Here is a 23139-nt window from a genome sequence, read left to right as displayed (position 1 = left end):
GGCCCGGGGTCATTCCCAGGTGGCGGTGTCGGGGTCGATGCCGTGGGCGCGGGCGGCGGCGTCGACGCAGCGGCGGAACCAGGTGGCCAGGCCGGGGCGGACGCCGTCGTAGTGGGCCCGGTAGCCCGGGTCGCTCTCGTACAGGCGGCCGAGGCAGACCTGCATCGCGCGGGTGAGGGGGAAGTACGCGGAGAACACCTCGCGGTGGCGGTCGACGAGCCGGTGGGCTTCCGGGCTGCCCGGGTCGACCCCGGCATCCATCGCCGCCGCGAGCGCCCGGTCGAGGGCGGCCACGGCGTCGGCGATCGCCTGCCACTCCTCGGGGCCGCGCGCGGCCGAGCGTTCGGCGAACTGCCGCCACTGGGTGGTGTCCCCGTAGCGGGCGCGGGCTTCGGCGGGCCAGCGCGGGTTCCAGTCGGGGCCGAAGATCTCGGCCTGCTGGGCGGCGGTGAGGAGCAGGCCGCGTTCGTGGGCGTCGATCATGCGGTCGAGGCCGGTGCCGAGCCGTTCCAGGCGGGCGATCTGTTCGTCGACCCGGGCGCGCTGCGCGCGGAGCGCGGCGGTGGCGTCCTCGGCCGTGTCGTCCAGGACGGCCCGGATGCGTTCCAGGCCGAGTCCGGTCTCGCGGTAGACGACGATGCGGTGCAGGCGTTCCACGTCGCCCGCCTTGTAGAGCCGGTACCCGGCCGCCGTGCGCAGCGACGGCCGGGCGAGGCCGATCTCGTCCCAGTGGTGCAGGGCGCGGACGGTGACGCCGAGGCGCGCCGCGACCTGGCCGACCGTCAGGCCGTCGGCGTCCTGGGGATCTGTGGCGTCAGTGGCGTCAGTGGCGTCGGGCACGGTCCTCATTGTCGCCCTCTCCCGTGCCGGGTGCGGTGATCCCGATGGCTTCGAGGTTCCGCGCTTCCTGACTGTCCGGGTCGAAGGGCTTGGCCGCGGTGAGGACGATGCGGGCCTTCTCCGGGGTGATCACCTCCACGTCGCGGGTGTTCCACGGCGTGTCGCGCGGGCCGGTCACGGAGTCCGGCCGCAGCGCGCGGCAGGCGTCCACCAGGCCGTCGAGCTGGCCGAGGACGCAGGCGAAGCTGACGCCGATGGCCGGTGCCCGCTCCGGGACATCCGTCCCCGCGACGAGGAGGACGTCCTGGAAGGCCCACCGGCGCAGGTGCACCAGCGTGCCGGGGATGGTGAACAGTTCGAAGAAGCCGAGGCCGCGGGTCCAGAAGTCCACGGACTCCGCGAGGTCGGTGGTCGGGATCGTGACGAAGGCGGGCATGCCGTAGATGCCGCGGAACGGCTCCGGCGGCACGGCGTCCGGGCCGGGGGCGGGGACGGGGCTCATCTCGAACGCGTTGTAGTAGTCGCTCATGGCCGCCACTCTTCAGCCTCACGCAGCGTGAGGGTCAAGCCGGTTCCGGGCCGGTGTGCGGCGGGCCGGGATCGGGCCGTCGCTTCCCCGCCGGCCGCCGGAGCGGGGCCGCCGGTGGCGGTCGGACTCAGCCGCCGGGAGGTACGGCGGCCGAGGGCAGTTCCCCCGCCAGGTGGGCGTTCTCCTGGTGCGTGGCGGTGAGCTTGACGCTGCTGAGGCGCCAGCCGTCCGGTGTCCGGACCGCTTCGTTGTCGTAGAAGCCGACGACCAGCCAGCGGTCCGGCCCGCCGTCTGCCCGCTCGCCGGGCACCCAGTGTTCGGCGCGGACGTGCGCATGGAGGGTCGCGCGGTCGCCGTCGATCTCGACGACGTGTCCGGTGACGGTGTGGTGGGTGGCGGAGAAGGGGGCGAAGGCCTGGTCCAGCACGTGGACGTACGCGTCGAGCGGCACGGTCATGGGCGGCAGGCCGATGACCGAGGAGAAGTCGAGGGTCACCTCGTCGGCGTAGACGAGGGAGGGGAGGCGGGTGAAGTCCTTGAGGTCGGCGATGTCGGCGTAGCGGCCCATCAGCTCGATCAGGTCGAGGCGGTCGGCGAGCGTGGTCATGAAGGACTCCCTGGGGACTCGGGTGCGGGTGCGGGTGCGGGTGCGGGTGCGGGTGCGGGCGTGCGTGCGGGGTTCCGGGACCGGTGGCTCATCGCGAGGATGCCGTCCATCAGCCGGGCCGGCAGGAGGCGGGCGAGGGGGATGATGAAGGCGGCGTCCGTGCCGAGGGTGTACCGGGTGCGCGGGCGGCGTGTGGTCGCCACCCTGGCGATCTTGGCTCCCGCTTTCGCCGCCGGCATGGCGCGTTGGAGGAAGGCCGTGTTCGAGGAGACCGTCGCGTTGATGAGGCCGCTGTAGAGACGCTGGTGCTCGGCGCTCATCCCGGCGGCGAGTTCGAGGGAGATGTCGCCGCTGCGGGCGGCCATCTCGGTCCGGACGCCGCCGGGCTGCACGACGACCACCTGCACGCCGTGCGCCGAGACCTCGCGTCGCAGGGAGTCGCTGGCCGCTTCGAGGGCGAACTTGGTTCCCGCGTACGCCCCGAAGACGGGCAGCGCGGCCACTCCGCCCACGGAACTGATGGTGACGATTCTGCCCCGGCTGCGCCGCAGGTGGGGCAGGAGTCTCTGGGTGACGGCGATGTGCCCGAAGAGGTTCACTTCGAACTGCTCGCGCCACAGGGACAGGGGGAGCACCTCGACGGGGGCGTTGATCTCGATGCCCGCGTTGTTGACCAGGACGCGCAGGGCGCGCTGTCCGGGGTCGTCGGCGATCCGCCGGGCCAGGGCCTCGATGTGTTCCGGGACGGTGATGTCCAGGGTGACCGGTTCGATGCCGTCGGTCCGGACGGCGTCCGCCTCGCTGTCGGTGCGTACCCCGGCGAGGACGTGGTAGCCCATCGCGGCGAGGGCCCGCGCCGTCGCGGCTCCGATGCCCGTCGAGGCGCCGGAGACGACGACGAGTTCGTCCGGCTGACGACGGTTGTGCGGCGGGGCTTTCCGTGGGCGGAGCATGGGGCCGGGTCCTTTCACGAGGCGGAGGGCGCTGACGCGTCGAGGGGGAAGCGGGTGCCGGTCAGTTCCTCGGAGACCTCCCACAGCCGTCGTGCCGCCGAGGCGTCTCGCGCGCGGGCGGCCCGGCCGGCCGGCGCCGGCGCACCGCGCATGCCCCACAGCCGGTCGGGGCCGACATAGCTGTCGCCGGGAAGGTCCGCGGTGGCGGCGTACAGCGTGGGCAGGGCGCCCTTCTCGGCGCTGTGGGCGACGAGCCCGATGAGGAACTTCTCGACGCGGAAACCGAGAGAGGGCTTCTTCTCCGCTCGCATGAGGTTCGTCGAGGAGATGCCGGGGTGCGCGGCCATCGAGGTGACGGGTGATCCCGCGCGGGTGAGCCTGCGCTGGAGTTCGGCGGAGAACAGGAGGTTGGCCAGCTTGGACTGCGTATAGGCGGCGTTGGGCCGGTAGGGCCTGCGCTCCCACTGGAGGTCGGAGAAGTCCAGGGAGCCGATGCGGTGCCCGAGCGAGGCCACTGTCACGACCCGCCCCCTGATGCGGGGAAGGAGCAGGTTCGTCAGGGCGAAGTGGCCCAGGTGGTTGGTCCCGAACTGCCTCTCGAATCCGTCCGCGGTCCGGGAGAGCGGCCCCAGGGAGAGGCCGGCGTTGTTGACCAGCAGATCGACGGGGCCGGGGAGGCCGTGGGCGAACGCCCGTACGGAGGAGAGGTCGGCGAGGTCGAGGGTGCGGACCTCGGCCGCGCCCGCCATGGTCGCCGCCGCCCTTTCCCCTTTCTCCGGGTCGCGTACGGCCAGGACCACCCGCGCACCGCGCTCGGCGAGATGGCGAGCGGTGATGAGGCCGATACCGCTGTTCGCGCCGGTGACGACGGCGGTGCGGCCGGTCAGGCCGGGAAGGTCGGCGGGGGAGAATCTGGGCATGCCCCGAGAGTAGTCAATGTCAACATTGTTGTCAATGTAAACACTGTGCTGAGTAGGCTGACCGCATGCCTGACAGCACCGAGCAGCGGCCCTACCACCACGGGAATCTCCGTACGGAGCTCCTCAACGCGGCGGAACGCAGCCTGAGGGCGCACGGGATCGACAAGCTCTCCCTGCGGGACCTGGCACGAGACATCGGCGTGAGTCACGCGGCGCCCCGCCGGCACTTCGCGGACCGCCGCGCGCTGCTCGACGCCCTCGCCGAGTCGGGCTTCGTCCGTCTGGGCGCGCGGCTGCGGGCCGCGGTGGAGGAGATCGAGGACGAGGAGGACCTGCCCGCTCGCCTGCACGCGTTCGCGTCGGCCTACGTCCGGTTCGCGACCGAGAACGCCGCGCTGACCGGGCTGATGAACTCCAGCAAGCACCGCCCGGGGGCCACCGCGGTCGCCGAGGCCGCCGCGGCCGCGTTCGGGCAGATCAGCGACCTGATCGAAGAGGGCCAGGCGCGCGGCGAACTGGAGGGCGGCGACCCGGAGGAGATCGGGCTCGTCATCTACGCCACCGTCCTGGGGATCACGTCCATGGCCAACAGCGGCATGATCGAGCCGGGCCGCCTCGAAGGACTCGTGGACACCGCGGTGACACAGTTCCTGCGAGGCGCCCGCCCGGCGGAACCGCGCTGACGGACCCCACGATCGCGCCCTGCCTCCGTTCCCCCGGCGGCAGCGCTCGCCGCCACGGCGGAACCGCGGGCCGTGTGCCGTACATCCGTGATCCCGTGACGCGCCGAACGGACCCGGGTGGCGCTACCGGCGGCCGGACCCGGCGTGCGGGAGCAGTGAGATGCCCGCGCCGACCACGGGGGCACCGATCAGGAGAGGGGTGCCGGGGGTGGTGATCAGCCGGTCGTGGCGGGGCGGCGGAACAGCGCCGTCCACAGGAACGAGGCGCCGAAGTACGGGGCGTCGGCGGGCTCGTCGCGCATGCGGCGCAGGTCGGTCTCGGTGAGCGGCAGGCCGGTGAAGATGTGCCGCAACTGGTCGGGCGTGTAGGCGACGCCGCCGTGCAGGGTGCGGTCGCGGTAGAGCGCGGCGTCGGGCTGTTCGGTGCCCATGCCGTCCTCGCCTGCGGCGAAGCAGCTGAGGCCGAACCAGCCGCCGGGTGCGAGATGGCGGTCGAGGAGGTCGAGGTAGCTGATGCGGCGGTGGGGCGCGAGGTGGTGGAAGCAGCCGGAGTCGTAGATGAGGTCGTACGGTCCGTCGAGGGGGAGGGTGAAGACATCGCCGTGGTGCAGCCGGATGCGGCTCCGGACGGCGGGCCCGGCGGCGTCGGCGCGTTCGGCGGCCCAGGCGAGCGCGGTGGCCGACAGATCGACGGCGTCCACCTGGTGGCCGAGCGCGGCGAGATGCAGGGCGTTGCGGCCGGGTCCGCAGCCGATGTCGAGCGCGCGGCCGGGGGCGATCGGCCCGGCCGGGCCGGTGAGGGCGGCCAGGTTCTCGTCGGGCTTGGCGACGAAGAACGGGGTGCCCCGGTCGCGGTCGGCGTAGAACCGGTCCCACCAGTCCCCGGCGCGGACCTCGAAGAGGTCGTCCAGCAGCCGGAACAGCCCCTCGGTGTCACGTACCGCGCGCCCGTCGGCGGCGGGGGTGCTTGCGGTTGATTCCATAGGGGAAAGTTTAGGTGCGAGGGGCACAAACCCGCAGGTCAGCGGGCATAGTTCGGGCTTTTGTGGGCGCCGCTGACGCCCTGCGCCACCTCGCCCGGACCCAGCTCTTGGACCCGCACCCGACCGGGCGCCCAGCACCCCGCCGCGCCCCGTGACGGGGCCTCGCGGAGCCGTCCGACCGCCACTTTTTCCGGCGGAACGGGGCCGGGTGTCCCCGAAGCGCTACAGCATGGGGTTCCCGCCTCCCATCCGCCATCCCGGCGGCGGGCCGAACCGGTCCCCGAGGGTGTCCGGGTCGAGAACGAACTCGCACCACACCACCTTTCCCGGATCACGCGCCCCCACACCCCAGCAATCGGACATGGCCTCCACCAGCCACAACCCGCGCCCGCCCGCCTCGTCCGTGCCCGGGTCCCGCAGCCGGGGATGCCCGCCGCCACTGTCGTGCACTTCGAGGCGGAGCACGGCGTCGGCGGTGAGCCAGAGGTAGAGGTAGAAGCCGCGTCCCGGAGGCACCCCGTGCAGGATCGCGTTCGTCACCAACTCGCTGGCGCACAGCAGCACATCATCGGTCCGCTGGGTGACCTTCCAGTCGACCAATGCTTTTCGGACGAACCGACGAGCCGCACATACGTTGCGCTTGTCGCGTTTGTAGAAGCGCTCACGTACACAGATCTGATGAAAGTCCTCGCTCACACCCCCAAAGGTGGCGATCTGTGCGTAGTGTCCGACAGTGAGTGACTCCGTACGGCCCCGGCGTACGGACGGTTTTCGGTCACGTACGGAGCGGGATGGGGAGTTGACACCGTATGGCCCCGAGGAACAACAACCGCAAGAAGAACAAGACCACCATGAATACGGTCGGAGCGGTAGTAGGCCGCCTGCGGTCCCAAGCCGGACTGTCCCAACCCGAACTGGCCGAGCGTGCGTGCGTCGCGCCGGAGACCATCGCCTCCATCGAACAGGGCCGCCGGCCGCTGCTGCCGCACATGGCGGAGCGGCTGGACGACGTCCTGGAGAGCAAGGGGGTGTTGTGGGTGATGGTGGACAACCTGCCGGAGGAGGCGAAGTTTCCGGTGTGGGTAGTGGAGTTCGTCATCCACGAGCGGGATGCCCTCACACACTACTCGTACGAGAATCAAGTTCTCCCCGGTCTGCTCCAGACCGAGGGCTACGCCCGTGCCGTCTTCCGGAGCAATCTCCCCGTGCTGGACGAAGAGGAGATCGAGGCCCGGGTAGCTCACAGGTTGCAGCGCCAGGCGGTCCTCCGGCGCAAGAAGGACCCACTGAACGCCAGTTTCGTCATTTGGGAGCCTGTAGTCAGGGACGCGCTGGGCGGCGAAGAGGTGCGCAGGACGCAGTTGCTCCACCTTCGCGCCTGCGCGGATCTGCCCGGGGTCTCCATCCAGATTCTCCCGCTCGGCAGGAAGACGCACGCTGCGCTCAACGGCCCGTTTGTGCTGCTAGAGACACCTGAGCACCAGCTGCTGGCCTACACGGAGGTGCAGCGTGGCGGGCATCTCATCCGGATCCCAATGAAGTGAGCATCCTCTCGCAGAAATATGCAATGCTGCGGAGCGAGGCTCTCAACCCGGAGGAGAGCAAGCGCCTGTTGGACCAGTTGCTAGGAGAGTCATGACCACTGCAATGACCTGGTTCAAGAGCAGCCACAGCGGTGACAACGGCGGCGACTGCCTCGAAGTGGCCTTCGACTGGCAGAAGTCCAGCTACAGCGGCGATGAAGGCGGCAACTGCGTCGAAGTGGCCCGTTGCCCCGGCACGGCCGTGCACATCCGCGACTCCAAGAACCCCGCTGGCCCCATCCTCACCGTAAGTCCGGACTCGTGGTCGCACTTCACCGCATCCGTAACGCGCACCAGCGACTGAGGCCGATGTTCGGCGGCGTCGGCGTGCTGATCGTGGTCAGCCTCGTCGCCCTCGCCGCCGTCCTCGGTTACCGCACCGGACGTGACCAGGAGCAGGGGCCGACCGTGGCGTCCCTGATGCGGGAGCGTGCGCAGGCGACCGCCGAGGAGTACCGGTCGCTGTACCCGGGTGACGACGCGGCGCAGAAGGTGGCCCGCATCCACGTCACGCTGGACAACTCCGGTGCCCCGTACTTCATCACGGTGCTCAGCGACGGCGAGGAGGTGGACGCGGAGACGCTGTGCGCGCAGGTGACGGACTTCCTCTCCCACCAGCGCGGCCTCGACTTCTCGCCCGGTCACACGGAGCTGGTCTTCACGGCTGACGGGGAGTTGCTGCGCAACTTCACCACGGTCGTGTCGGCCGTGCGCGTGGTCGAGTAGGGCGTCCGGCGGCGGAACCGAGCGGCGGGTCCGCACCGTCTCACCTGCTGAAACGCGGGGGAACGTGCTGGCGTTCGCCGCACCGGGCACCGTCGCTGGAGGACACCCATGGCCATGGTCGGCCTGTTCTGGATCACCGAGGACTCCGTGTATCTGGGAGCCGAGCCGGTCGGTGAGGGGACGGGGGTGCGGCTGACCACGGAGGGCGTCGAGACCCTGGAGGACGAGCGGGACCGGTCCTGGGGCTGGGGTGAGGTGCGCGGGATCGAGGTCCGTGGGGTTCCGGTGCGTTCCGCCGCCCGGCGCGTGGTGTCCATGACGTTCGGCACGCTGTATGCGGCGTTGACCGGCGATCGCGAGTTGCCGAGCACGTTCACGGCCTGTGTGGAGACGTCCGGCGGTACGGCCGAGGTGTGCGTGTTCACCGCTGTCACGGGCGGCATCTACACGCCGGAGGAGTACGAGCTGTCGCGGGCGCTGCTCGGCCGGCTCACGGACGGCGGCGTGACGGTGGCGGACATGATCGCGTGGCGGCGGGAGTGGGACAGTGACGAGACGCCGCAGCGCGAGGAGCGTGAGGCGCTGCTGCGTTTCTGGGCGGAGGGACCGGAGCCGGCGGTGGGCTGAGGCAGGTCGGTGGCGGGTGGGCGGTCGCGGGGCGACGGTCGTACCGTCAGCTCTCCGGCTTCCGGGCGCGGTCGCCTTGCGTAAGGAAATCGGTCAACTTTCCGGCACATCCGGACATCTTCGCGCTGCACTCCGACATGACCGAGCAGTCGGCCCTCGGCGGGATCGGCGGCGTACCGGGAGTGCCCGGGGGCGCCCCGGACGCGCGCCGTCCTGTCGTCGGACGATCCTTTGACGACAGGACGGTTCGGGCCGGCCGGAACGTTCCTGCGCGCGGGAAGAACGAGGGCGTCGGCCGGGGCGCCGTGTCCGCGTCAGCGAAGGCGGTGTTCCCGGGCTGTCAGCCGGGGGCCCGGGCCGGTCTCAGCGGAACGCGGCGGCGTGGCGGGCGGCCCAGTCGGCGAAGGAGCGCGGGGCGCGGCCCAGCACCTGCTGCACGTCCGGGCTGACGCGCACTTCGGCCGGGCTGGGGTTGCCGAGGATGTCCAGTGTGTCGTCGGCGAGTTCGGCCGGCATGGTCTGGGTCATGCCGGCCTTGGCCTCCTCGCGGGTGAGTTCGTGGAAGCTCACGGGTGAGCCGATCGCGGCGGCGATGGCGTCGGTCTGTCCGCGCGGGGTGATCGCCTCGGGGCCGGTCAGCTCGTACGCGTTGCCGGTGTGCCGGTCGTCCAGCAGGCAGGCCGCCGCGACGTCGGCGATGTCCGCCGGGTCGATGACCGGCACCCCGATGTCGCCGAACGGGGCGGCGACGGCCCGCTGGGTGCGGACGGACTCCGCCCACCACAGGGCGTTGGAGGCGAAGCCCCCCGGGCGCAGGATGGCCCACTCCAGGCCGGACTTCCGCAGGGTGTCCTCCAGCTCGCGCATGGCGACGCGTGTGGTGCCGAAGGGCCTGGTCACCACGCCCAGGGTGGAGAGCAGGACGACGCGGCGGACCCCGGCGGCCACGGCTTCGCCGATGATGTCGGCGGGGTTGGCCCCGATGGCGTGCAGGTCGCCGGACAGCAGCAGGAACAGCGCATCGGCGCCGGAGAGCACGGGCTTGAGGCCGGCTGGCTCGGACAGGTCGGCCACCACGTGGCGGACGCCGTCCGGCACCTCGGCTGTGTGCCGTGACACCGCCGTCACGTGCTGCCCGGCCTCGGCCAGCGCCCGCGTCAGCGGTCGTCCGATGTTCCCGGTGGCCCCGGTTACCACGATCATGCTCAGCTCCTTGATCGGATGTCCTGTGTGGTCTGCACGCTAGGAGATGGGACTAACGGAAGGTAAGGACATACCCTGAGGTAAGTTCATGACATGGATGAAGGCGTGCAGCGCAGCGGGGACGGCCCGGGGGGTCGGTATGACGTGTTTCACACCGACTGCCCGGCGCGGACCGTGGTCGACCATGTGACCAGCAGGTGGGGCGTCTGGGTGCTGATCGCCTTGCGGAACAACAGCCTCCGGTTTTATGAGCTGCGCGAGAGCATCCGGGGCATCAGCGAGAAGATGCTCGCCCAGACCTTGCGCGCGCTCGTCGAGGACGGCCTGGTCTGGCGGGAGGTGGAGCCGACGACCCCGCCCCAGGTCACCTACGGGCTGACCGAGTTCGGCCGGGACATCGGCGAACCGCTGACGGAGCTGTTCGACCGGATCACCCAGCGGCTGCCGTCGCGCGGCGCGGACGGCGCGGACGGGGCGGTGACGGCCGGCGCGGTGATGGCCGGGGCGTCTCCGCGACCCGGTGGATGACGGCGGCCACGGCCGGGGGGGCACTCGGGCAGGTCCGCGCCGGCGGACGATCCGGACTTCCGCTGCTCGTTCAACGTCCAGGATCAGGGGCCGGTTCAGGGGCTGGCGGCCACGTGTACCGGCGGGGGCTCGTTCTACACGTGGGCCCAGTGCCGGAAGGCCGATGGCTCCACCTATGTGGTCAACGGCGCGGTGGTGCCGAGGGGTCAGACGTCGCAGGCGGTGTGCGCCACGGGGGACGCCCTGGTCTCCGGTGGCGCCTGGACGGCTTAGCGGTCGGTCGGCCGGTCGGCCGGTCGGCGCAGGTCTCCGGGGGTTCCGTGCCGACCGGTCCGGTACGCCGGACGGTGCAGCGGTGCAGCGGTGCAGCGGTGTGACGGCCGGTCAGGCGGTGAGGCCGGCGTCGCGGGCCAGCAGCGCGGCCTGGACGCGGTTGCTGACCTCCAGGGCGGCCAGGATGCGGCTGACGTGGGCTTTGACGGTGCTTTCGCGCATGGTGAGGCGGGTGGCGATGTCGGCGTTGGTCTCGCCCTGGGCGAGCAGGGCGAGGACGTCGCGTTCGCGGGGCGTGAGCCGGTCGATGCGCGCCTGGGCGCGGGTGCTGCCGCGCTGCGAGGTGGCGTGGTAGCGGTCGATGAGGCGGCGGGCGGCGGTGGGGTGGAGCATCGCGGAGCCGGCGGCGACGACACGGACGGCGCGCAGGATGTCGGCGGGGTCGGTGTCCTTGAGGAGGAAGCCGTCGGCGCCTGCGGCGAGGGCGTCGTAGACGTGTTCGTCCAGGTCGAAGGTGGTGAGGGTGATCACCTTCGGTGGGTGGGGCAGGGCGCGGAGCCGGGGGATGGCGGTGATGCCGTCCATGCGGGGCATGCGGACGTCGACGAGGGCGACGTCGATGTGGTGGGCGGTGGCGCGTTCGATGGCCTGGAGGCCGTCGGCGGCCTGGGCGGCTGTCTCGATGTCGGGGGCGCTTTCGAGGAGATCGGCCAGGCCCATGCGGACGAGGGCGTCGTCGTCGACGATCATGACGCGGATCACGAGAGGGCCGTTCCGTTCCGTCGGGGGTCGTAGGCGTGGGGTGCGGGGGCGGGTACGGGGGCGGTGGGCAGGATGCCCGGCGGGGACGGGCCCGGTACGCTCCGGGCCGGGCCGCGAGCACCACCGGCGCTGCCCGTTCGGGCGGTGTCGGTGTCGTGCGGACATCGTAGGCAGCGGCGGAGAGCGGCCTGTCCGACGATCCGCCATGCACACCCCCCACTTTGGTCGGCGGTGGCGGTGGTCCGTGGTCGGATCCGTGGCGGGTGGCGGGTTTCTAGCGTCGCGGCCATGAATGATGTCGCCCTTTCCCCGCCCCCGTCCCCGTCCCCCGTGCTGCCCGGCCGCCGGGCCGGTGGCTGGACGTTCCTGCTGGAGGCCGCCCGTGACCTGCGGACGACGGGTGCGGTGGCGCCCAGCGGGCGGGCGCTGGCACGGGTGCTGACGGAGCCGGTACGGGCGGCGCGGGGGCCGCGTCCGCTGTCGGTGCTGGAGGCGGGTGCGGGTACGGGGGCGGTGACGCGGGTGCTGCTGGCGCGGCTGCCGGTGGGGGGTGAGCTGGACATCGTGGAGGCGAACCCCCGGTTCGCGGCGGGTCTCGACCGGCTGGCCGCCGCGTACCGGGCGGGGCCGGGCGGCCGGGCGGGGCGGGTGGCGGTGCACCGGGGGCTGGTGGAGGAGTTCGGGGCGGGGCGGCGGTACGACGTGATCGTCTCGGGGCTGCCGCTGACCAACTTCGCGCCGGAGCAGGTAGAGCGGATCATGGCGCGCTATCTGGAGTTGCTGCGGCCGGGCGGGACGCTGTCGTACTTCGCCTATCTGGGGACGGGGGCCGCGCGTTCGCTGGTGGCGTCGCGGGCGGAGGCGCGACGGCACGCGGCGGTGGAGGAGGTGATGGCCGGCTATCAGCGGCGGTACGGCGTGGCCCGCTGGCGGGTGTGGGCGAATCTGCCGCCGGCGGGTGTGTGGCACCTGCGGCGGTGAGCGGGGCGGCGGGTGCGGTGGTGCGGGAGTTGGGGCAGGGGTCGCCGTGGGTGGTGTACGGGGTGGTGGCTGCGGTGGTGGTGTGGGCCGCCTTGCGCCTGCCGGGCTGGGTCAGTGGCGGGTGGTCCGGTCCCGGGGTGCGAGGAAGGAGTCGAGGGCGGCAAGGACCGCTTCGGGCTGCTCCCGCAGGGGCTGGTGCCCCGCGTCCGGGATGAGTTCGAACTGTGCGTGGGGGAAGGCGGCGGCGTAGGCGCGGCCGAAGTCGGGGGTGACGACGGTGTCGTCGCCGCCCCAGAGGACCAGCACCGGGCAGGTGACGGACGGAAGACGGGCCAGCAGCGTGGGGTCCGCCATGGCGGGTCCGGCGTATGCGCGCAGGGCGGCCATCGACGCGGGGGAAGGGCCGCGCCGTCGCGTCGGCGAGGGGCCCGCAGCGGGGGCAGGGGCGGGGGCGGAGGCCGTGGGCGGTGGCCCGGGGGGCATGGTGACCGGCCGGCCGGGGATGTCGGGGCCGATGGCGTCCACGAGGACGAGGCGCGCTATGCGGCCTTCGCGGTCGTCCAGGACGGTCTGGACGGCGACCCAGCCGCCGAAGGACGTGCCGATGACGGTCACGTCGCGCAGGGCGAGGTGGCTGAGCAGGTCCAGGTAGGTGGCGGCGAGTGCGGGTACGGAGTCCAGGTCGTCGGGCCGTGCGGTGCCGTCCCAGCCCGGATGGGTGGGTGCCACGACCGCGTGGCCGGTCGCGAGGTGGTCGGCCACGGGCGCGATGCCGGCGGGGCCGGGGGCGCCGTGCAGGATGAGGACCGGGCTGCCCTCACCTGCCGCGCGGACGTCGAGGTCGAGTCCCGGGCGTATGGGAACGGAACGGGGCGTGAGCATGGTCACCGCCTCCTTCGGGTGGTCCGGGTGGTCCGGGGGTGCGGATGCCGATCGGGCCGCGCGCATCAGGGGTGGTGCTGCTCCTCGGCCGGGCCGGAGGTGAAGAAGGCGACCATCTCCTGGAGGCCCTGCTCGCCGAACATCGTGTCCAGGTTGTCGGCGGATTCGCGGGCGGCCTGCTCGCTGCGCGGGAAGAGGTCCCTCTCGTAGGCGCGCAGCGCGGCCTCGGTGTCGCCGGGGTGGGCGGCGATGGCCAGGGCGAGTTGGGCGCCGTCGAGCATGGCGAGGTTGGCGCCCTCGCCCGCGAACGGCGACATCACGTGCGCGGCGTCTCCGAGCAGGGTCACGCCGGGGACGCGTTCCCAGCGGTGCCCGACGGGCAGGGCGTGGATGCGGCGCGGGGTGATCGTGTCGGCGTCCGCGATCAGCTTGCGCAGCCCCGGGTCCCAGCCTGTGAAGTGGGCGAGAACCGCGGCCTTGGCGGCGGTGGGGTCCGAGAAGTCGACGGTGTCCAGCCAGCCCTCGTCCGCCTTCAGCGCGGCGTAGGCGTGCAGGCTGCCGTCGCTCTCGCGGTGGGCGAGGATTCCGCGTTCGTCGCCCAGGGCGATGAAGAAGCCGTTGCCGACGATCGCGGCGCTGCCGGGGTGGCGGGCGTCGGCCTCGTACAGGTCGGTCTCGGCGAAGGAGATGCCGGTGTATGCGGGCGAGGCGTCCGAGAGCAGCGGCCGGACGCGGGACCAGGCGCCGTCCGCGCCGATCAGCAGGTCGGTCGTGAGAGCCGAGCCGTCGGCGAACGTCACCTCGTGACGTCCGTCCCCCAGGGGCCGGGCTCCGGTGACGCGCCGGCCCCAGTGGACGGTTCCTTCGGGCAGTGAGTGGAGCAGCAGGTCGCGCAGGGCGCCGCGGTCCACCTCCGGCCGGTCGCCGGTGCCGTCGTCGTCCTCGGCCACCCGCACGGTGCCGTCCGGGCCGAGCAGGCGCATCGCTTCCCCGCCCTGGTGGACGATCTTGCGGAACGCGTCGTGCAGGTGGGCGGCGTGCAGTGCTTGCTGGCCGTTCGCCTCGTGGATGTCGAGCATGCCGCCCTGGGTGCGGGCCCGGGGCGATGCCTCCCCTTCGAAGATCGCGGCCGCGATGCCGTTGAACTGCAGGACCCGGCCGGCGGTCAGGCCGCCCAGACCGCCACCGATGATCGCGATGGGGACATGGCTGGTGTTCATGGATACCTCCGGGGAGAAGTGAGGGGATCAGGGTCGGCGAGTACCGCGGGGCCGACGTGGAGGCGCGCGTGCGTTTCACCCCCCACCGTAACGAACGCGTTCGTTACGAACAAGTTCTGGGACGGCTGCGGCGAACGCGTTCGTTACGATCGGTGGCATGGCCGCCAAAAGGGAACCGCTGAGCCGCCGCGACCGCCCGGCGAAACCCGCCCTCTCCCGGCGATGGATCGTGGAGACCGCCGTGGAGATCATGCGCCGGGAAGGGCTGGAGAAGGTCACCATGCGGCGCCTTGCCCAGGAACTGGACACCGGCCCGGCGTCGCTGTACGTCTACGTGGCCAACACCGCCGCCCTGCACGCGGCGGTGCTCGACGCCCTGCTCGGCGAGGTCGACCTGTCGGGGGACGAGGGCGGCGAGGACTGGCGGGAGCAGCTTCGCGCGGTGATGAGGTCGTACACCCTGGTGCTGTTCGCCCACCCGCAGCTCGCGCGGTCCGCGCTCGTCGCCCGCCCGAGCGGGGAGAACTACCTGCGCCTGGTGGAGCGCGCCCTCGGCCTGCTGTCCCGCGGCGGGGCCACCCGTGAACAGGCGGCCTGGGGGGTGGACACCTTGCTGCAGAGCGCGACGGCCACCGCCGCCGAGCAGTCGACGCGCGAACACGATCCCGCCGCCGCGGACGACTGGAACGCCACCGTGCAAGCGCTGGGCACCGCGAGCGCGACCACGCATCCGGCGATCGCCGCGCACCTGCCCGCGCTGATCGGCGGTACCCCGGAGGAGAGATTCCGCTGGGGTTTCGACGTCCTCGTCAACGGCATCACGCACACACCGGCACCCGTTGTGGAGGAGTGAGCCCCCGGTGGGACGTGGCGTCGCCGCCACGGTCGGGCGGGGGCGGGGGTGGGCACGGGGGCCGGCCGCTGCTTGGATGTGCCCATGATCGGAATCGTGATGGGGCTGATAGCGGCGGGAGTCACGGCGTGGCTGTTCCGCCGCAGGGTGGCGCGGCGTGCCGAAGCCGCCGCTCAGGGGGACGTGATCCGGGTGCCGTGTCTGCTGATGCATCCCGGGCGCCCGGGGCGGTGGCTGCGCGGTCGGTTGCTGATCGGTCCCGGCACGGTGGAGTGGAAGGGGAGCACCCGGGCCGGTGCGGCGCTCGCTCTTCCGGCGGGACTGCGGCAGGTGGGGATGCGGTCGCCTTCGCTGCGCGAGGCGATGAAGCTCAACGGCGGGGCGCGGATCGTGGAGTGCGCGTCGGCCGAGGGCGCGGTGCTGATCGCCGTCCTGCCGAACGAACTGGGGCATGTGCTCGGCGCGTTGACCCGGGCGGCGTAACGCGCGGTGGCGGCGCCCCGGCCCGGGGACCGGGCGCGGGGCGCGGGGCGCTCGGACGGGGCGTCAGCGCCCCCGTGCCGGGGGTCGGCGCCGGGAGAGGCGCCACCAGGCGGCGAACGCGGCCAGGGCGAGGGCCTTGACGACGAGCCAGATGGTGATCCGGCCGTCCCAGGTGGTGAGGGTGCACCCGAGGAGGACGGCGGCCGAGGCGAGCGGGAGCTGGAGGGTGGCCGCCGTGGTGGTGGGGGTGGTGAGGTCGCCGGTGCGCATGGCGCGGGCCGCCGCCCAGGGCAGCGGGAGGGTGGCGAGCAGGAGCACGGTGGTCCAGACGGGGATGACGCCGGTGAGTCCGGCGGCGGCGAGCGCGGTATAGGTGAGCGCCTGCCCGGCCGCGTACAGCCGGACGGTACGGCGCGGGCCGAGTACGCCGGCGACGGTGATCTTGCCGACGCGGAGGTCGCCGTGCAGGTCGGCGAGGTTGAGCACCAGCAGCTGGAGGTACTGGAACGCGGCGAGGGCTCCGACGCAGGCCCAGGCGGTGGCCGGGATGCCGCCGAGCTGGGCGAGGCAGGCGAGCAGGGGCAGCAGGCCGTGCAGGGAGAGGGCGCAGGCAAGTTCGCCGGCCGCCCGGTAGTTCAGGCGGAGCGGGGGCGCGGTGTAGAACCAGGCGAGCAGCAGGAATCCGGCCGCGAGCAGCCGGGTTCCGGGGGTGGGGAGGAGGGTGAGGAGGACGACGGAGACGAGGAGCAGGACGAAGGCGGTGCCGAGTGCGGCGGTCGGGGTGACGGCGCGGTCGGTGAGGACGCGGCTGCCTCCGGACCAGGCGGTGGGGGCGGGGTTGGCGCGGTCGGCCTCCAGGTCGAAGTAGTCGTTGCAGTAGTACGTCATGAGGTGGGCGCAGCAACCGAAGGCGAGGACGAGGGCGAGGAGCGCGGTGTCGGGGCGGGCTCCGGCGTGGACGGCGAGTTCGGTTCCGGCGCACAGCGCGAGCAGGCTGTGGAAGAGGAATTTGGGTCTGCCGAGGCGGATGAGCGGGCCCAGCCGTCCGGTACGTTCCGTCGCTGCCGCTGCCGCCGCCGTAGCGGTCGCTTCCGCTGCCGCCGCCGCTGAAGCCGCCGTGGCCGCCGCCGCTGTCGGGGCTGCCGCCGTCGCCGTCGCCGTCGCCGGTCCGGGTGTCGCCGACGTCACCGCTGTCACCATGAACTCCTGATGAGTGCCGCTGTGTTGGCGCCAGTGAAACGCTGTGGGGCCGGTGGTGAGCAGGGGGCACGGAGGGGCGCCTGGGGTGGCGGGGGTTCACTGGTAGTGGTGGGGCGCGCGCGTCTTACGGTGTGCGCCGGTCGCGGTCCCGGTCGATGAGGGCGGCGAGGCCGTCGAGGACGCGGGCGAGGCCGAAGGCGTAGCCGTGGTCGGGGGCGTGGGCGTGCTGGTGGGCGGTGCCGGCGGCGAGGCCGACGCGGCTGGCGAGCGGGAAGCGCGCCGGGTCGTGGACGCGGGCGAGCGCGGGGCCGTGGGTGTCCCACCACTCCTGGTCGCTGAGGGCGCTCTCGCGTTCGGTGGTGCGCTGGTCGAGGGCGGCGCGGGCGGTGCCGTGGACGAAGGCGAGGAGGTGGGCGAGCGCGGCGTCCATCTCCAGGTCGTCGAGGCCGAGGCCGTCGAGGGCGCGCAGTTCGTGTTCGTACTTGGCGAGGACGCCGGGGCCCAGCGGCGGGCGGGTGGTGGGGAGCCGGGCGACCCAGGGGTGGCGCTGGTAGAGGGCGCGGTTGGCGTCGGCGACGGCGGTGACCCGGTCGCGCCAGGTGGCGTCGGGCGGGTAGGGGGTGCGCGGCATGTCCTGGTAGACGGTGTCGAGCATGAGGTCGAGGAGATCGGCCTTGCCGGGGACGTGGGTGTAGAGCGTCATGGGGGTGACACCGAGGTCCTGGGCGACGCGGCGCATGGTGACGGCGTCGAGGCCGTCGGCGTCGGCAATGGCGATGGCGGTGCGGATCACGTCGTCGACGCTGCGGGCGGGGCGGGGGCCGCGGGCAGTGGCGGGCGGGGGGCCGGGCTCGCGCCACAGCAGGCGGAGTGAGCGGGTGGCGTCCCTCTGCCTGTCGGTGTCCATGGGGTCATTGTCTCCGGCGGCGGGTGGCGGTCCGGTGGCCGGGTGGGGCGCGGGCCGTGCGGAGGGCCGGCCGGGGTGGCGGTGGCGTGCGGGCCGCTGCCCCGCCGCCGCTCCCGTACGCGTACAGCGTACTCTGTACTACGTATAGAGTACGCTGTACGCCGCCCATCGTCACCGCCCTACCGCCCTCCCTGTCACCGAGGAGACATCCCGCCATGCACCACACCCCCGCCGCAGCCGCGGACAGCCACGACGTCATCCAGGTCCGGGGCGCCCGGGAGAACAATCTGCGGAAGGTGGACGTCGACATACCCAAGCGCCGGCTGACCGTCTTCACCGGCGTGTCGGGGTCCGGGAAGTCCTCGCTCGTCTTCGGCACCATCGCCGCCGAGTCGCAGCGGCTGATCAACGAGACCTACACGGCGTTCATCCAGTCCTTCATGCCGCGCCAGGCCCGCCCCGAGGTCGACGGGCTGCACCATCTGACCGCCGCGATCGTCGTCGACCAGGAGCGGATGGGCGCCAACTCCCGATCCACCGTGGGCACCGCCACCGACGCGTACACCATGCTGCGGATCGTCTTCAGCCGGCTCGGCACCCCGTACGTGGGCACCTCCAGCGCGTTCAGCTTCAACAGCGCCGAGGGCATGTGCCCGCGCTGCGAAGGGCTCGGCGAGGTCTCCGAGATCGACATCGACCAGCTCGTGGACCGCGCACTGTCCCTCAACCAGGGCGCGATCACCGTGCCCAACTTCGCCGTCGACAACTGGTACTGGCAGACGATGGCGCTCTCCGGCCTCTACGACCCGGACACCCCGCTCAAGGACTTCACCGAGCGGGAGTGGGAGGACTTCCTGCACAAACCGGCGACCAAGATCAAGGTCGGCAGCAACAACATCACCTACGAGGGCCTCCTGGTGAAGGTCCAGCGGGTGTATCTGTCCAAGGACCGGGAGGCGATGCAGCCGCACATCCGGGCGTTCGTGGACCGGGCGGTGCGGTTCGCGCCGTGTCCGGACTGCGGCGGGGCCCGGCTGAACGCCGCCGCGCTCGGAGCCCGGATCAACGGCTGGAACATCGCCGACTGCTCCTCGGCGCAGATCAGCGACCTGGCGGCCTTCCTGCGCGATGTCCACGACGAGTCCGTCGCCCCGCTGCTGGAGAACCTGCGGGACCTGCTGGACTCGCTGGTGGAGATCGGCCTCGGCTACCTCTCCCTCGACCGCCCGGCCGGGACCCTCTCCGGCGGCGAGGCGCAGCGGGTGAAGATGGTGCGGCACCTGGGGTCGAGCATCACCGACGTCACCTACATCTTCGACGAGCCGACCACCGGGCTGCACCCGCACGACATCCGGCGGATGAACGATCTGCTGCTGCGGCTGCGCGACAAGGGCAACACCGTGCTGGTCGTCGAGCACAAGCCGGAGGTGATCGCGATCGCCGACCACGTGATCGACCTCGGCCCCGGCGCCGGCGCGGCGGGCGGGGAGGTCTGCTACGCGGGAGACCTGGCCGGGCTGCGGGCGTCGGGGACGCTGACCGGGCGGCATCTGGAGCACCGGGCGCGGCTGCGCGGTCCCGACCGGCTGCGCGCCCCGCGCGGGCACATCGCGGTGCGCGGCGCCGACCGGCACAATCTGCGCGGGGTGGACGTGGATGTCCCGCTGGGTGTGCTGACGGTGGTGACCGGGGTGGCCGGGTCGGGGAAGAGTTCGCTGATCCACGGGTACGTGTCCCCGCGCGAGGGGGTCGCGGTCGCCGACCAGTCGCCGATCCGGGGGTCCCGGCGCTCCAACCCGGCGACGTACACCGGGCTGCTGGGCCCGATCCGTACCGCGTTCGCCAAGGCCAACGGGGTGAAGGCGTCGCTGTTCAGCGCGAATTCGGAGGGTGCCTGCCCGCACTGCAACGGACTCGGGCTGGTGTACACCGACCTGGCGATGATGGCGGGGGTGACCTCGGTGTGCGAGCGGTGCGAAGGGCGGCGCTTCACGCCCGAGGTGCTGGCGTACACGCTGCGCGGGCGCTCCATCAGTGACGTGCTGGGCATGTCGGTGACGGAGGCGCACGACTTCTTCCCCTCCGGGCAGGCGCGCGCGGTGCTGGACCGGCTGATGGATGTGGGCCTCGGCTATCTGCGGCTGGGGCAGCCGCTGAACACGCTCTCCGGCGGGGAGCGGCAGCGGCTGAAGCTGGCGATCCACATGGCGGAGAAGGCGTCGGTGTACGTGCTGGACGAGCCGACGACGGGGCTGCACATGGCGGATGTGGACAAGCTGCTGGCGCTGCTGGACCGGCTGGTGGACGCGGGGAACTCGGTGGTGTGCATCGAGCACCACCAGGCGGTGATGGCGCACGCGGACTGGATCATCGACCTGGGTCCCGGCGGGGGCGCGGACGGTGGGCGGGTGCTGTTCAGCGGGACGCCGCAGGAGTTGGTGGCCGGGCGGGGCGCGGAGGCGCGGGCGTCGCTGACGGGGCGGCATCTGCGGGAGTACGCCGGCCGGTAGCGGTGCGGGGCGGGTGTGGGGCGGGGTGGTGGGCCGGGGCGGGGCGGGAGCGGCCGGCCCACCACCGCGAGAAAGACATATGGAATGACTATTTATGTTCCTACATACCGATTCACGGCTTTGGGCATGCCCTCACCACGGGGCACATCGCAACGACGCGATGGCCCGGGGAAGGAAAGCCATGCGCGTTTCCCGCACGTTCATCGCCGCCGCCGCGGCGGCGTCCCTCCTTCTCGCCGGAACCGGCGCCGCCGTGGCGGCCCCGGCGGACGACACCGCCTCGGCGACCCCGCTGCTGAGCCGGTTCGACAACGGCAGCTTCGAGTACCCCGTCGTCACCCCGGGGCGGTTCGTGGAACTGCCGGCCGGCCAGACCATCGGCCCCTGGCAGATCACCAGCGGCTCCGTCGACCTCATCGGCGCCGGATTCTGGCAGGCCGCCGAGGGCGACCAGAGCGTGGATCTCAGCGGTGGCACCGCCGGGACCATCGCCCAGACCTTCACCACCGTCCCCGGGACGACGTACACGGTGACGTACGCCCTCGCCGGCAACTTCGGCGGGGCGCCGACCGTCAAGACCGGCAAGGTGCTCATCGACGGCCAGAACTTCCAGGACTTCAGCTTCGACATCACCGGGAAGTCCGCCACCGACATGGGCTACGTCTACCGGCAGTTCACCTTCGTCGCGACCGCCACGGCCACCACCCTGTCGTTCGTCAGCACCACCGCGTCGGCCCACGGGCCGGTCATCGACGACGTCACGGTCACCACCTGCCCGCCCTGCAACTCCTGCGGCTGACGGCCCCGGGGTTACCGCCACCACGGCAAGGGCGGTACCGGCGGCTTCGTGTCCGCCGGTACCGCCCGGTCCTCGCGCGCCGCGCGCGCAGCTCGCGCTCAGCCGAGGTGCTGGGTGACCCGGTTCAGGGTCTCGGCCAGCACCACCTGGCCGTCCCGCGACCACAGCACGTCGTTGAACAGCTCCACCTCGGTCCAGCCGGTGTACCCGGCCTCGGTGACCCGGTCCGCGAACCACCGCATATCCACCGAGCCGTCGCCGATCTGACCGCGTCCGTTCAGCACCCCGGCCGGCAGCGGGGTGACCCAGTCCGCCAGCTGGAAGCTGTGGATCCGGCCCCCGGCGCCCGCCCGCGCGATGCCGTCCGCCACCCGGTCGTCCCACCACAGGTGGTAGGTGTCCACCACCACGCCGACCTGCTCGGCGGGGAACCGCTCCGCCAGGTCCAGCGCCTGGTCCAGCGAGGAGACCACGCACCGGTCGGCCGCGTACATCGGGTGCAGCGGCTCGATCGCCAGCCGCACCCCGCGCTCCGCGCCGTACGGGCCCAGCTCGGCCAGCGCCTCGGCGATCCGCTCGCGGGCGCCCGCCAGATCGCGGCTGCCGGCCGGCAGCCCGCCGGAGACCAGCACCAGGGTGTCGGTGCCCAGTTCGGCCGCCTCGTCGATGGCGCGCCGGTTGTCCGCCAGCGCGGCGGCCCGCTCGGCCGCGTCGATCGCGGTGAAGAACCCGCCCCGGCACAGCGTGGTGACGGTCAGCCCCGCCTCGCGCACCAGCGCGGCGGCGGCGGACACCCCGTACTCCCGCACCGGCTCGCGCCACAGGCCGACGCCCGCGATGCCCAGGTCCGCGCAGCCCTTGACCAGTTCGGGGAGGCTGAGCTGCTTGACGGTCATCTGGTTGATCGAGAACTTCACGGCTGCTCCACTCCGTACACCGCCAGCAGGGACTTCATCCGCCCGGCGGCCAGCACCGGGTCCGGAAAGAGGCCGATGCCGTCGGCCAGTTCGTAGGCGCGGGCGAAGTGCGGCAGGGAGCGGGCCGACTGGAGGCCGCCGACCATGGTGAAGTGCTCCTGGTGGCCGGCGAGCCAGGCCAGGAAGACCACACCGGTCTTGTAGTACCGCGTCGGCGACTGGAACAGATGCCGGGACAGCTCCACCGTCGGGTCCAGCCGGGCCCGGAAGCCGGCGGTGTCCCCGGTGTCCAGGGTGCGCACGGCCTGCGCGGCGATCGGGCCCAGCGGGTCGAAGATGCCCAGCAGCGCGTGGCTGAAGCCCTGCTCGTCGCCGGCGATCAGCTCCGGGTAGTTGAAGTCGTCGCCGGTGTAGCAGCGCACGCCCTTCGGCAGCCGGCGGCGCAGCGCGACCTCGCGGCCCGCGTCCAGCAGGGAGACCTTGACGCCGTCCACCTTGTCGGGGTGGTCGGCGATGATCTCCAGGAACGTCTCGGTGGCCGCGTCCAGGTCGGTGCTGCCCCAGTAGCCGGTCAGGGCGGGGTCGAACATCGGGCCCAGCCAGTGCAGGACGACCGGCTCGGCGGCCTGCCGCAGCAGTTCACCGTAGATCTTCAGATAGTCCTCGGGGCCGGTGGCGCAGGCGGCCAGCGCGCGGGAGGCCATCAGGATGGCCTGGGCGCCGGTCTCCTCCACCACCGCCAGCTGCTCCTCGTACGCGGCGCGCACCTGGTCCAGCGTGTACGGCGCGGCATCGGCGGTGAGCTGGTCGGTGCCCACGCCGCAGGCGATCCGGCCGCCGTGCGCCTTGGCCTCCGCGCCGGAGCGGCGGATCAGTTCGGCGGCGCCGGCCCAGTCGAGGCCCATGCCGCGCTGTGCGGTGTCCATCGCCTCCGCGACGCCGAGCCCGTGCGACCACAGGTGGCGGCGGAAGGCGAGGGTGGCGTCCCAGTCGACGGCGGCGGGGCCGTCCGGGGTGGTGTCCGCGTACGGGTCGGCGACGACGTGGGCGGCGGAGAAGACGATGCGGGAGGTCAGCGGGCCCTCGCCGGCGGCGGGCAGGGCGGGGGCGTCGGTACGGGGCCGGTACTCCCGTACCGCTCCCGTCGCATCGGGAAGTCGGATCATCAGC

The 23139-nt window shown here is 72.5% G+C and carries 26 protein-coding genes; 11 read left to right on the top strand and 15 right to left on the bottom strand.

What is annotated here, in order from left to right:
• Positions 1-9: 9 nt before the first annotated feature.
• From BM385_RS16435 to BM385_RS16415, 5 genes are all read right to left on the bottom strand, one after another.
• Positions 10-840: a MerR family transcriptional regulator gene (locus BM385_RS16435; RefSeq protein WP_254791607.1), complete on the bottom strand. Its 831-nt coding sequence runs from the start codon at positions 838-840 to the stop codon at positions 10-12.
• Complete coding sequence (locus BM385_RS16430; RefSeq protein ID WP_093843490.1) at positions 824-1369, bottom strand: VOC family protein; 546 nt, start codon at positions 1367-1369, stop codon at positions 824-826. Before BM385_RS16430 ends, BM385_RS16435 begins: the two co-directional genes overlap by 17 nt.
• A gap of 127 nt (positions 1370-1496) precedes the next feature.
• On the bottom strand, positions 1497-1976 hold the full coding sequence (locus BM385_RS16425; RefSeq protein ID WP_093843489.1) for a nuclear transport factor 2 family protein: 480 nt from the start codon (positions 1974-1976) through the stop codon (positions 1497-1499).
• Complete coding sequence (locus BM385_RS16420; RefSeq protein ID WP_093843488.1) at positions 1973-2929, bottom strand: SDR family NAD(P)-dependent oxidoreductase; 957 nt, start codon at positions 2927-2929, stop codon at positions 1973-1975. The genes BM385_RS16425 and BM385_RS16420 overlap by 4 nt, the downstream gene beginning before the upstream one ends.
• 14 nt (positions 2930-2943) lie before the next feature.
• Positions 2944-3849 (bottom strand): oxidoreductase, encoded by a 906-nt coding sequence (locus BM385_RS16415; protein ID WP_093843487.1) that lies wholly within the window; start codon positions 3847-3849, stop codon positions 2944-2946.
• Between the two features lie 65 nt (positions 3850-3914).
• On the opposite strand from BM385_RS16415, the gene BM385_RS16410 reads away from it, so the two are divergent.
• The gene (locus BM385_RS16410) at positions 3915-4532 is read left to right on the top strand and encodes a TetR/AcrR family transcriptional regulator (RefSeq protein WP_093843486.1); all 618 of its coding nucleotides are present in this window, start codon (positions 3915-3917) and stop codon (positions 4530-4532) included.
• A 215-nt stretch (positions 4533-4747) separates the two neighbouring features.
• Here the strand turns inward: BM385_RS16410 and BM385_RS16405 are convergent, their stop codons facing one another.
• Together BM385_RS16405 and BM385_RS16400 are read right to left on the bottom strand one after the other, a co-directional pair.
• On the bottom strand, positions 4748-5515 hold the full coding sequence (locus BM385_RS16405) for a class I SAM-dependent methyltransferase (protein ID WP_093843485.1): 768 nt from the start codon (positions 5513-5515) through the stop codon (positions 4748-4750).
• 222 nt (positions 5516-5737) lie between these two features.
• Entirely contained in the window at positions 5738-6211 is a 474-nt protein-coding gene (locus tag BM385_RS16400) for an ATP-binding protein (RefSeq protein ID WP_246337954.1), read from the bottom strand.
• Positions 6212-6324: 113 nt separating this feature from the next.
• Between BM385_RS16400 and BM385_RS16395 the strand changes: the two genes are divergently transcribed.
• The 4 genes from BM385_RS16395 to BM385_RS16380 all read left to right on the top strand — a co-directional run bounded on the left by BM385_RS16395 (position 6325) and on the right by BM385_RS16380 (position 8451).
• Positions 6325-7059 (top strand): helix-turn-helix domain-containing protein, encoded by a 735-nt coding sequence (locus BM385_RS16395; RefSeq protein WP_367889602.1) that lies wholly within the window; start codon positions 6325-6327, stop codon positions 7057-7059.
• A 91-nt stretch (positions 7060-7150) separates the two neighbouring features.
• A complete protein-coding gene (locus BM385_RS16390) occupies positions 7151-7402 on the top strand; it encodes a DUF397 domain-containing protein (protein ID WP_093843483.1) in 252 nt (83 codons plus the stop codon).
• Positions 7403-7407: 5 nt separating this feature from the next.
• Positions 7408-7824, top strand: coding sequence for a hypothetical protein (locus BM385_RS16385; protein WP_093843482.1), 417 nt, complete (start codon positions 7408-7410; stop codon positions 7822-7824).
• Between the two features lie 108 nt (positions 7825-7932).
• Entirely contained in the window at positions 7933-8451 is a 519-nt protein-coding gene (locus BM385_RS16380; protein ID WP_093843481.1) for a hypothetical protein, read from the top strand.
• A 363-nt stretch (positions 8452-8814) separates the two neighbouring features.
• Here BM385_RS16380 and BM385_RS16375 read toward each other — a convergent pair whose 3' ends face one another.
• A complete protein-coding gene (locus BM385_RS16375; protein WP_093843480.1) occupies positions 8815-9654 on the bottom strand; it encodes an SDR family oxidoreductase in 840 nt (279 codons plus the stop codon).
• Between the two features lie 93 nt (positions 9655-9747).
• Between BM385_RS16375 and BM385_RS16370 the strand changes: the two genes are divergently transcribed.
• Entirely contained in the window at positions 9748-10182 is a 435-nt protein-coding gene (locus tag BM385_RS16370; RefSeq protein WP_093843479.1) for a winged helix-turn-helix transcriptional regulator, read from the top strand.
• 384 nt (positions 10183-10566) lie between these two features.
• Here BM385_RS16370 and BM385_RS16365 read toward each other — a convergent pair whose 3' ends face one another.
• Complete coding sequence (locus tag BM385_RS16365; RefSeq protein WP_093843478.1) at positions 10567-11217, bottom strand: response regulator; 651 nt, start codon at positions 11215-11217, stop codon at positions 10567-10569.
• 288 nt (positions 11218-11505) lie between these two features.
• On the opposite strand from BM385_RS16365, the gene BM385_RS16360 reads away from it, so the two are divergent.
• On the top strand, positions 11506-12198 hold the full coding sequence (locus BM385_RS16360) for a class I SAM-dependent methyltransferase (RefSeq protein ID WP_093843477.1): 693 nt from the start codon (positions 11506-11508) through the stop codon (positions 12196-12198).
• A gap of 111 nt (positions 12199-12309) precedes the next feature.
• Here BM385_RS16360 and BM385_RS16355 read toward each other — a convergent pair whose 3' ends face one another.
• Positions 12310-13080: an alpha/beta fold hydrolase gene (locus BM385_RS16355; RefSeq protein WP_093843641.1), complete on the bottom strand. Its 771-nt coding sequence runs from the start codon at positions 13078-13080 to the stop codon at positions 12310-12312.
• 65 nt (positions 13081-13145) lie between these two features.
• Positions 13146-14300 (bottom strand): FAD-dependent oxidoreductase, encoded by a 1155-nt coding sequence (locus BM385_RS16350; protein WP_093843476.1) that lies wholly within the window; start codon positions 14298-14300, stop codon positions 13146-13148.
• Positions 14301-14457: 157 nt separating this feature from the next.
• Between BM385_RS16350 and BM385_RS16345 the strand changes: the two genes are divergently transcribed.
• On the top strand, positions 14458-15153 hold the full coding sequence (locus BM385_RS16345; protein WP_093843475.1) for a TetR/AcrR family transcriptional regulator: 696 nt from the start codon (positions 14458-14460) through the stop codon (positions 15151-15153).
• A gap of 84 nt (positions 15154-15237) precedes the next feature.
• On the top strand, positions 15238-15636 hold the full coding sequence (locus BM385_RS16340; RefSeq protein WP_246337950.1) for a hypothetical protein: 399 nt from the start codon (positions 15238-15240) through the stop codon (positions 15634-15636).
• A 63-nt stretch (positions 15637-15699) separates the two neighbouring features.
• On the opposite strand, the gene BM385_RS16335 is transcribed toward BM385_RS16340, so the two are convergent.
• Positions 15700-16824 carry a prenyltransferase gene (locus tag BM385_RS16335; RefSeq protein WP_107407820.1) on the bottom strand — a complete coding sequence of 375 codons (1125 nt, stop codon included), beginning with the start codon at positions 16822-16824 and terminating at the stop codon, positions 15700-15702.
• A 136-nt stretch (positions 16825-16960) separates the two neighbouring features.
• On the bottom strand, positions 16961-17743 hold the full coding sequence (locus BM385_RS16330) for a TetR/AcrR family transcriptional regulator (RefSeq protein ID WP_093843473.1): 783 nt from the start codon (positions 17741-17743) through the stop codon (positions 16961-16963).
• 215 nt (positions 17744-17958) lie between these two features.
• On the opposite strand from BM385_RS16330, the gene BM385_RS16325 reads away from it, so the two are divergent.
• On the top strand, positions 17959-20253 hold the full coding sequence (locus BM385_RS16325; protein WP_093843472.1) for an ATP-binding cassette domain-containing protein: 2295 nt from the start codon (positions 17959-17961) through the stop codon (positions 20251-20253).
• A 181-nt stretch (positions 20254-20434) separates the two neighbouring features.
• Positions 20435-21052 (top strand): choice-of-anchor C family protein, encoded by a 618-nt coding sequence (locus BM385_RS16320; protein WP_019435705.1) that lies wholly within the window; start codon positions 20435-20437, stop codon positions 21050-21052.
• Between the two features lie 98 nt (positions 21053-21150).
• On the opposite strand, the gene BM385_RS16315 is transcribed toward BM385_RS16320, so the two are convergent.
• Together BM385_RS16315 and BM385_RS16310 are read right to left on the bottom strand one after the other, a co-directional pair.
• Positions 21151-21948, bottom strand: a complete 798-nt coding sequence (locus BM385_RS16315; protein ID WP_051131221.1) for a sugar phosphate isomerase/epimerase family protein — start codon at positions 21946-21948, stop codon at positions 21151-21153.
• Between the two features lie 17 nt (positions 21949-21965).
• Positions 21966-23138 carry a dihydrodipicolinate synthase family protein gene (locus BM385_RS16310; RefSeq protein ID WP_093843471.1) on the bottom strand — a complete coding sequence of 391 codons (1173 nt, stop codon included), beginning with the start codon at positions 23136-23138 and terminating at the stop codon, positions 21966-21968.
• Between the last annotated feature and the right edge of the window lies 1 nt (position 23139).

This window comes from Streptomyces harbinensis, from assembly GCF_900116145.1.
Classification (GTDB): Bacteria; Actinomycetota; Actinomycetes; order Streptomycetales; family Streptomycetaceae; genus Streptomyces; species Streptomyces carpaticus.
This window is presented reverse-complemented; position numbering and strand designations above follow the sequence as displayed.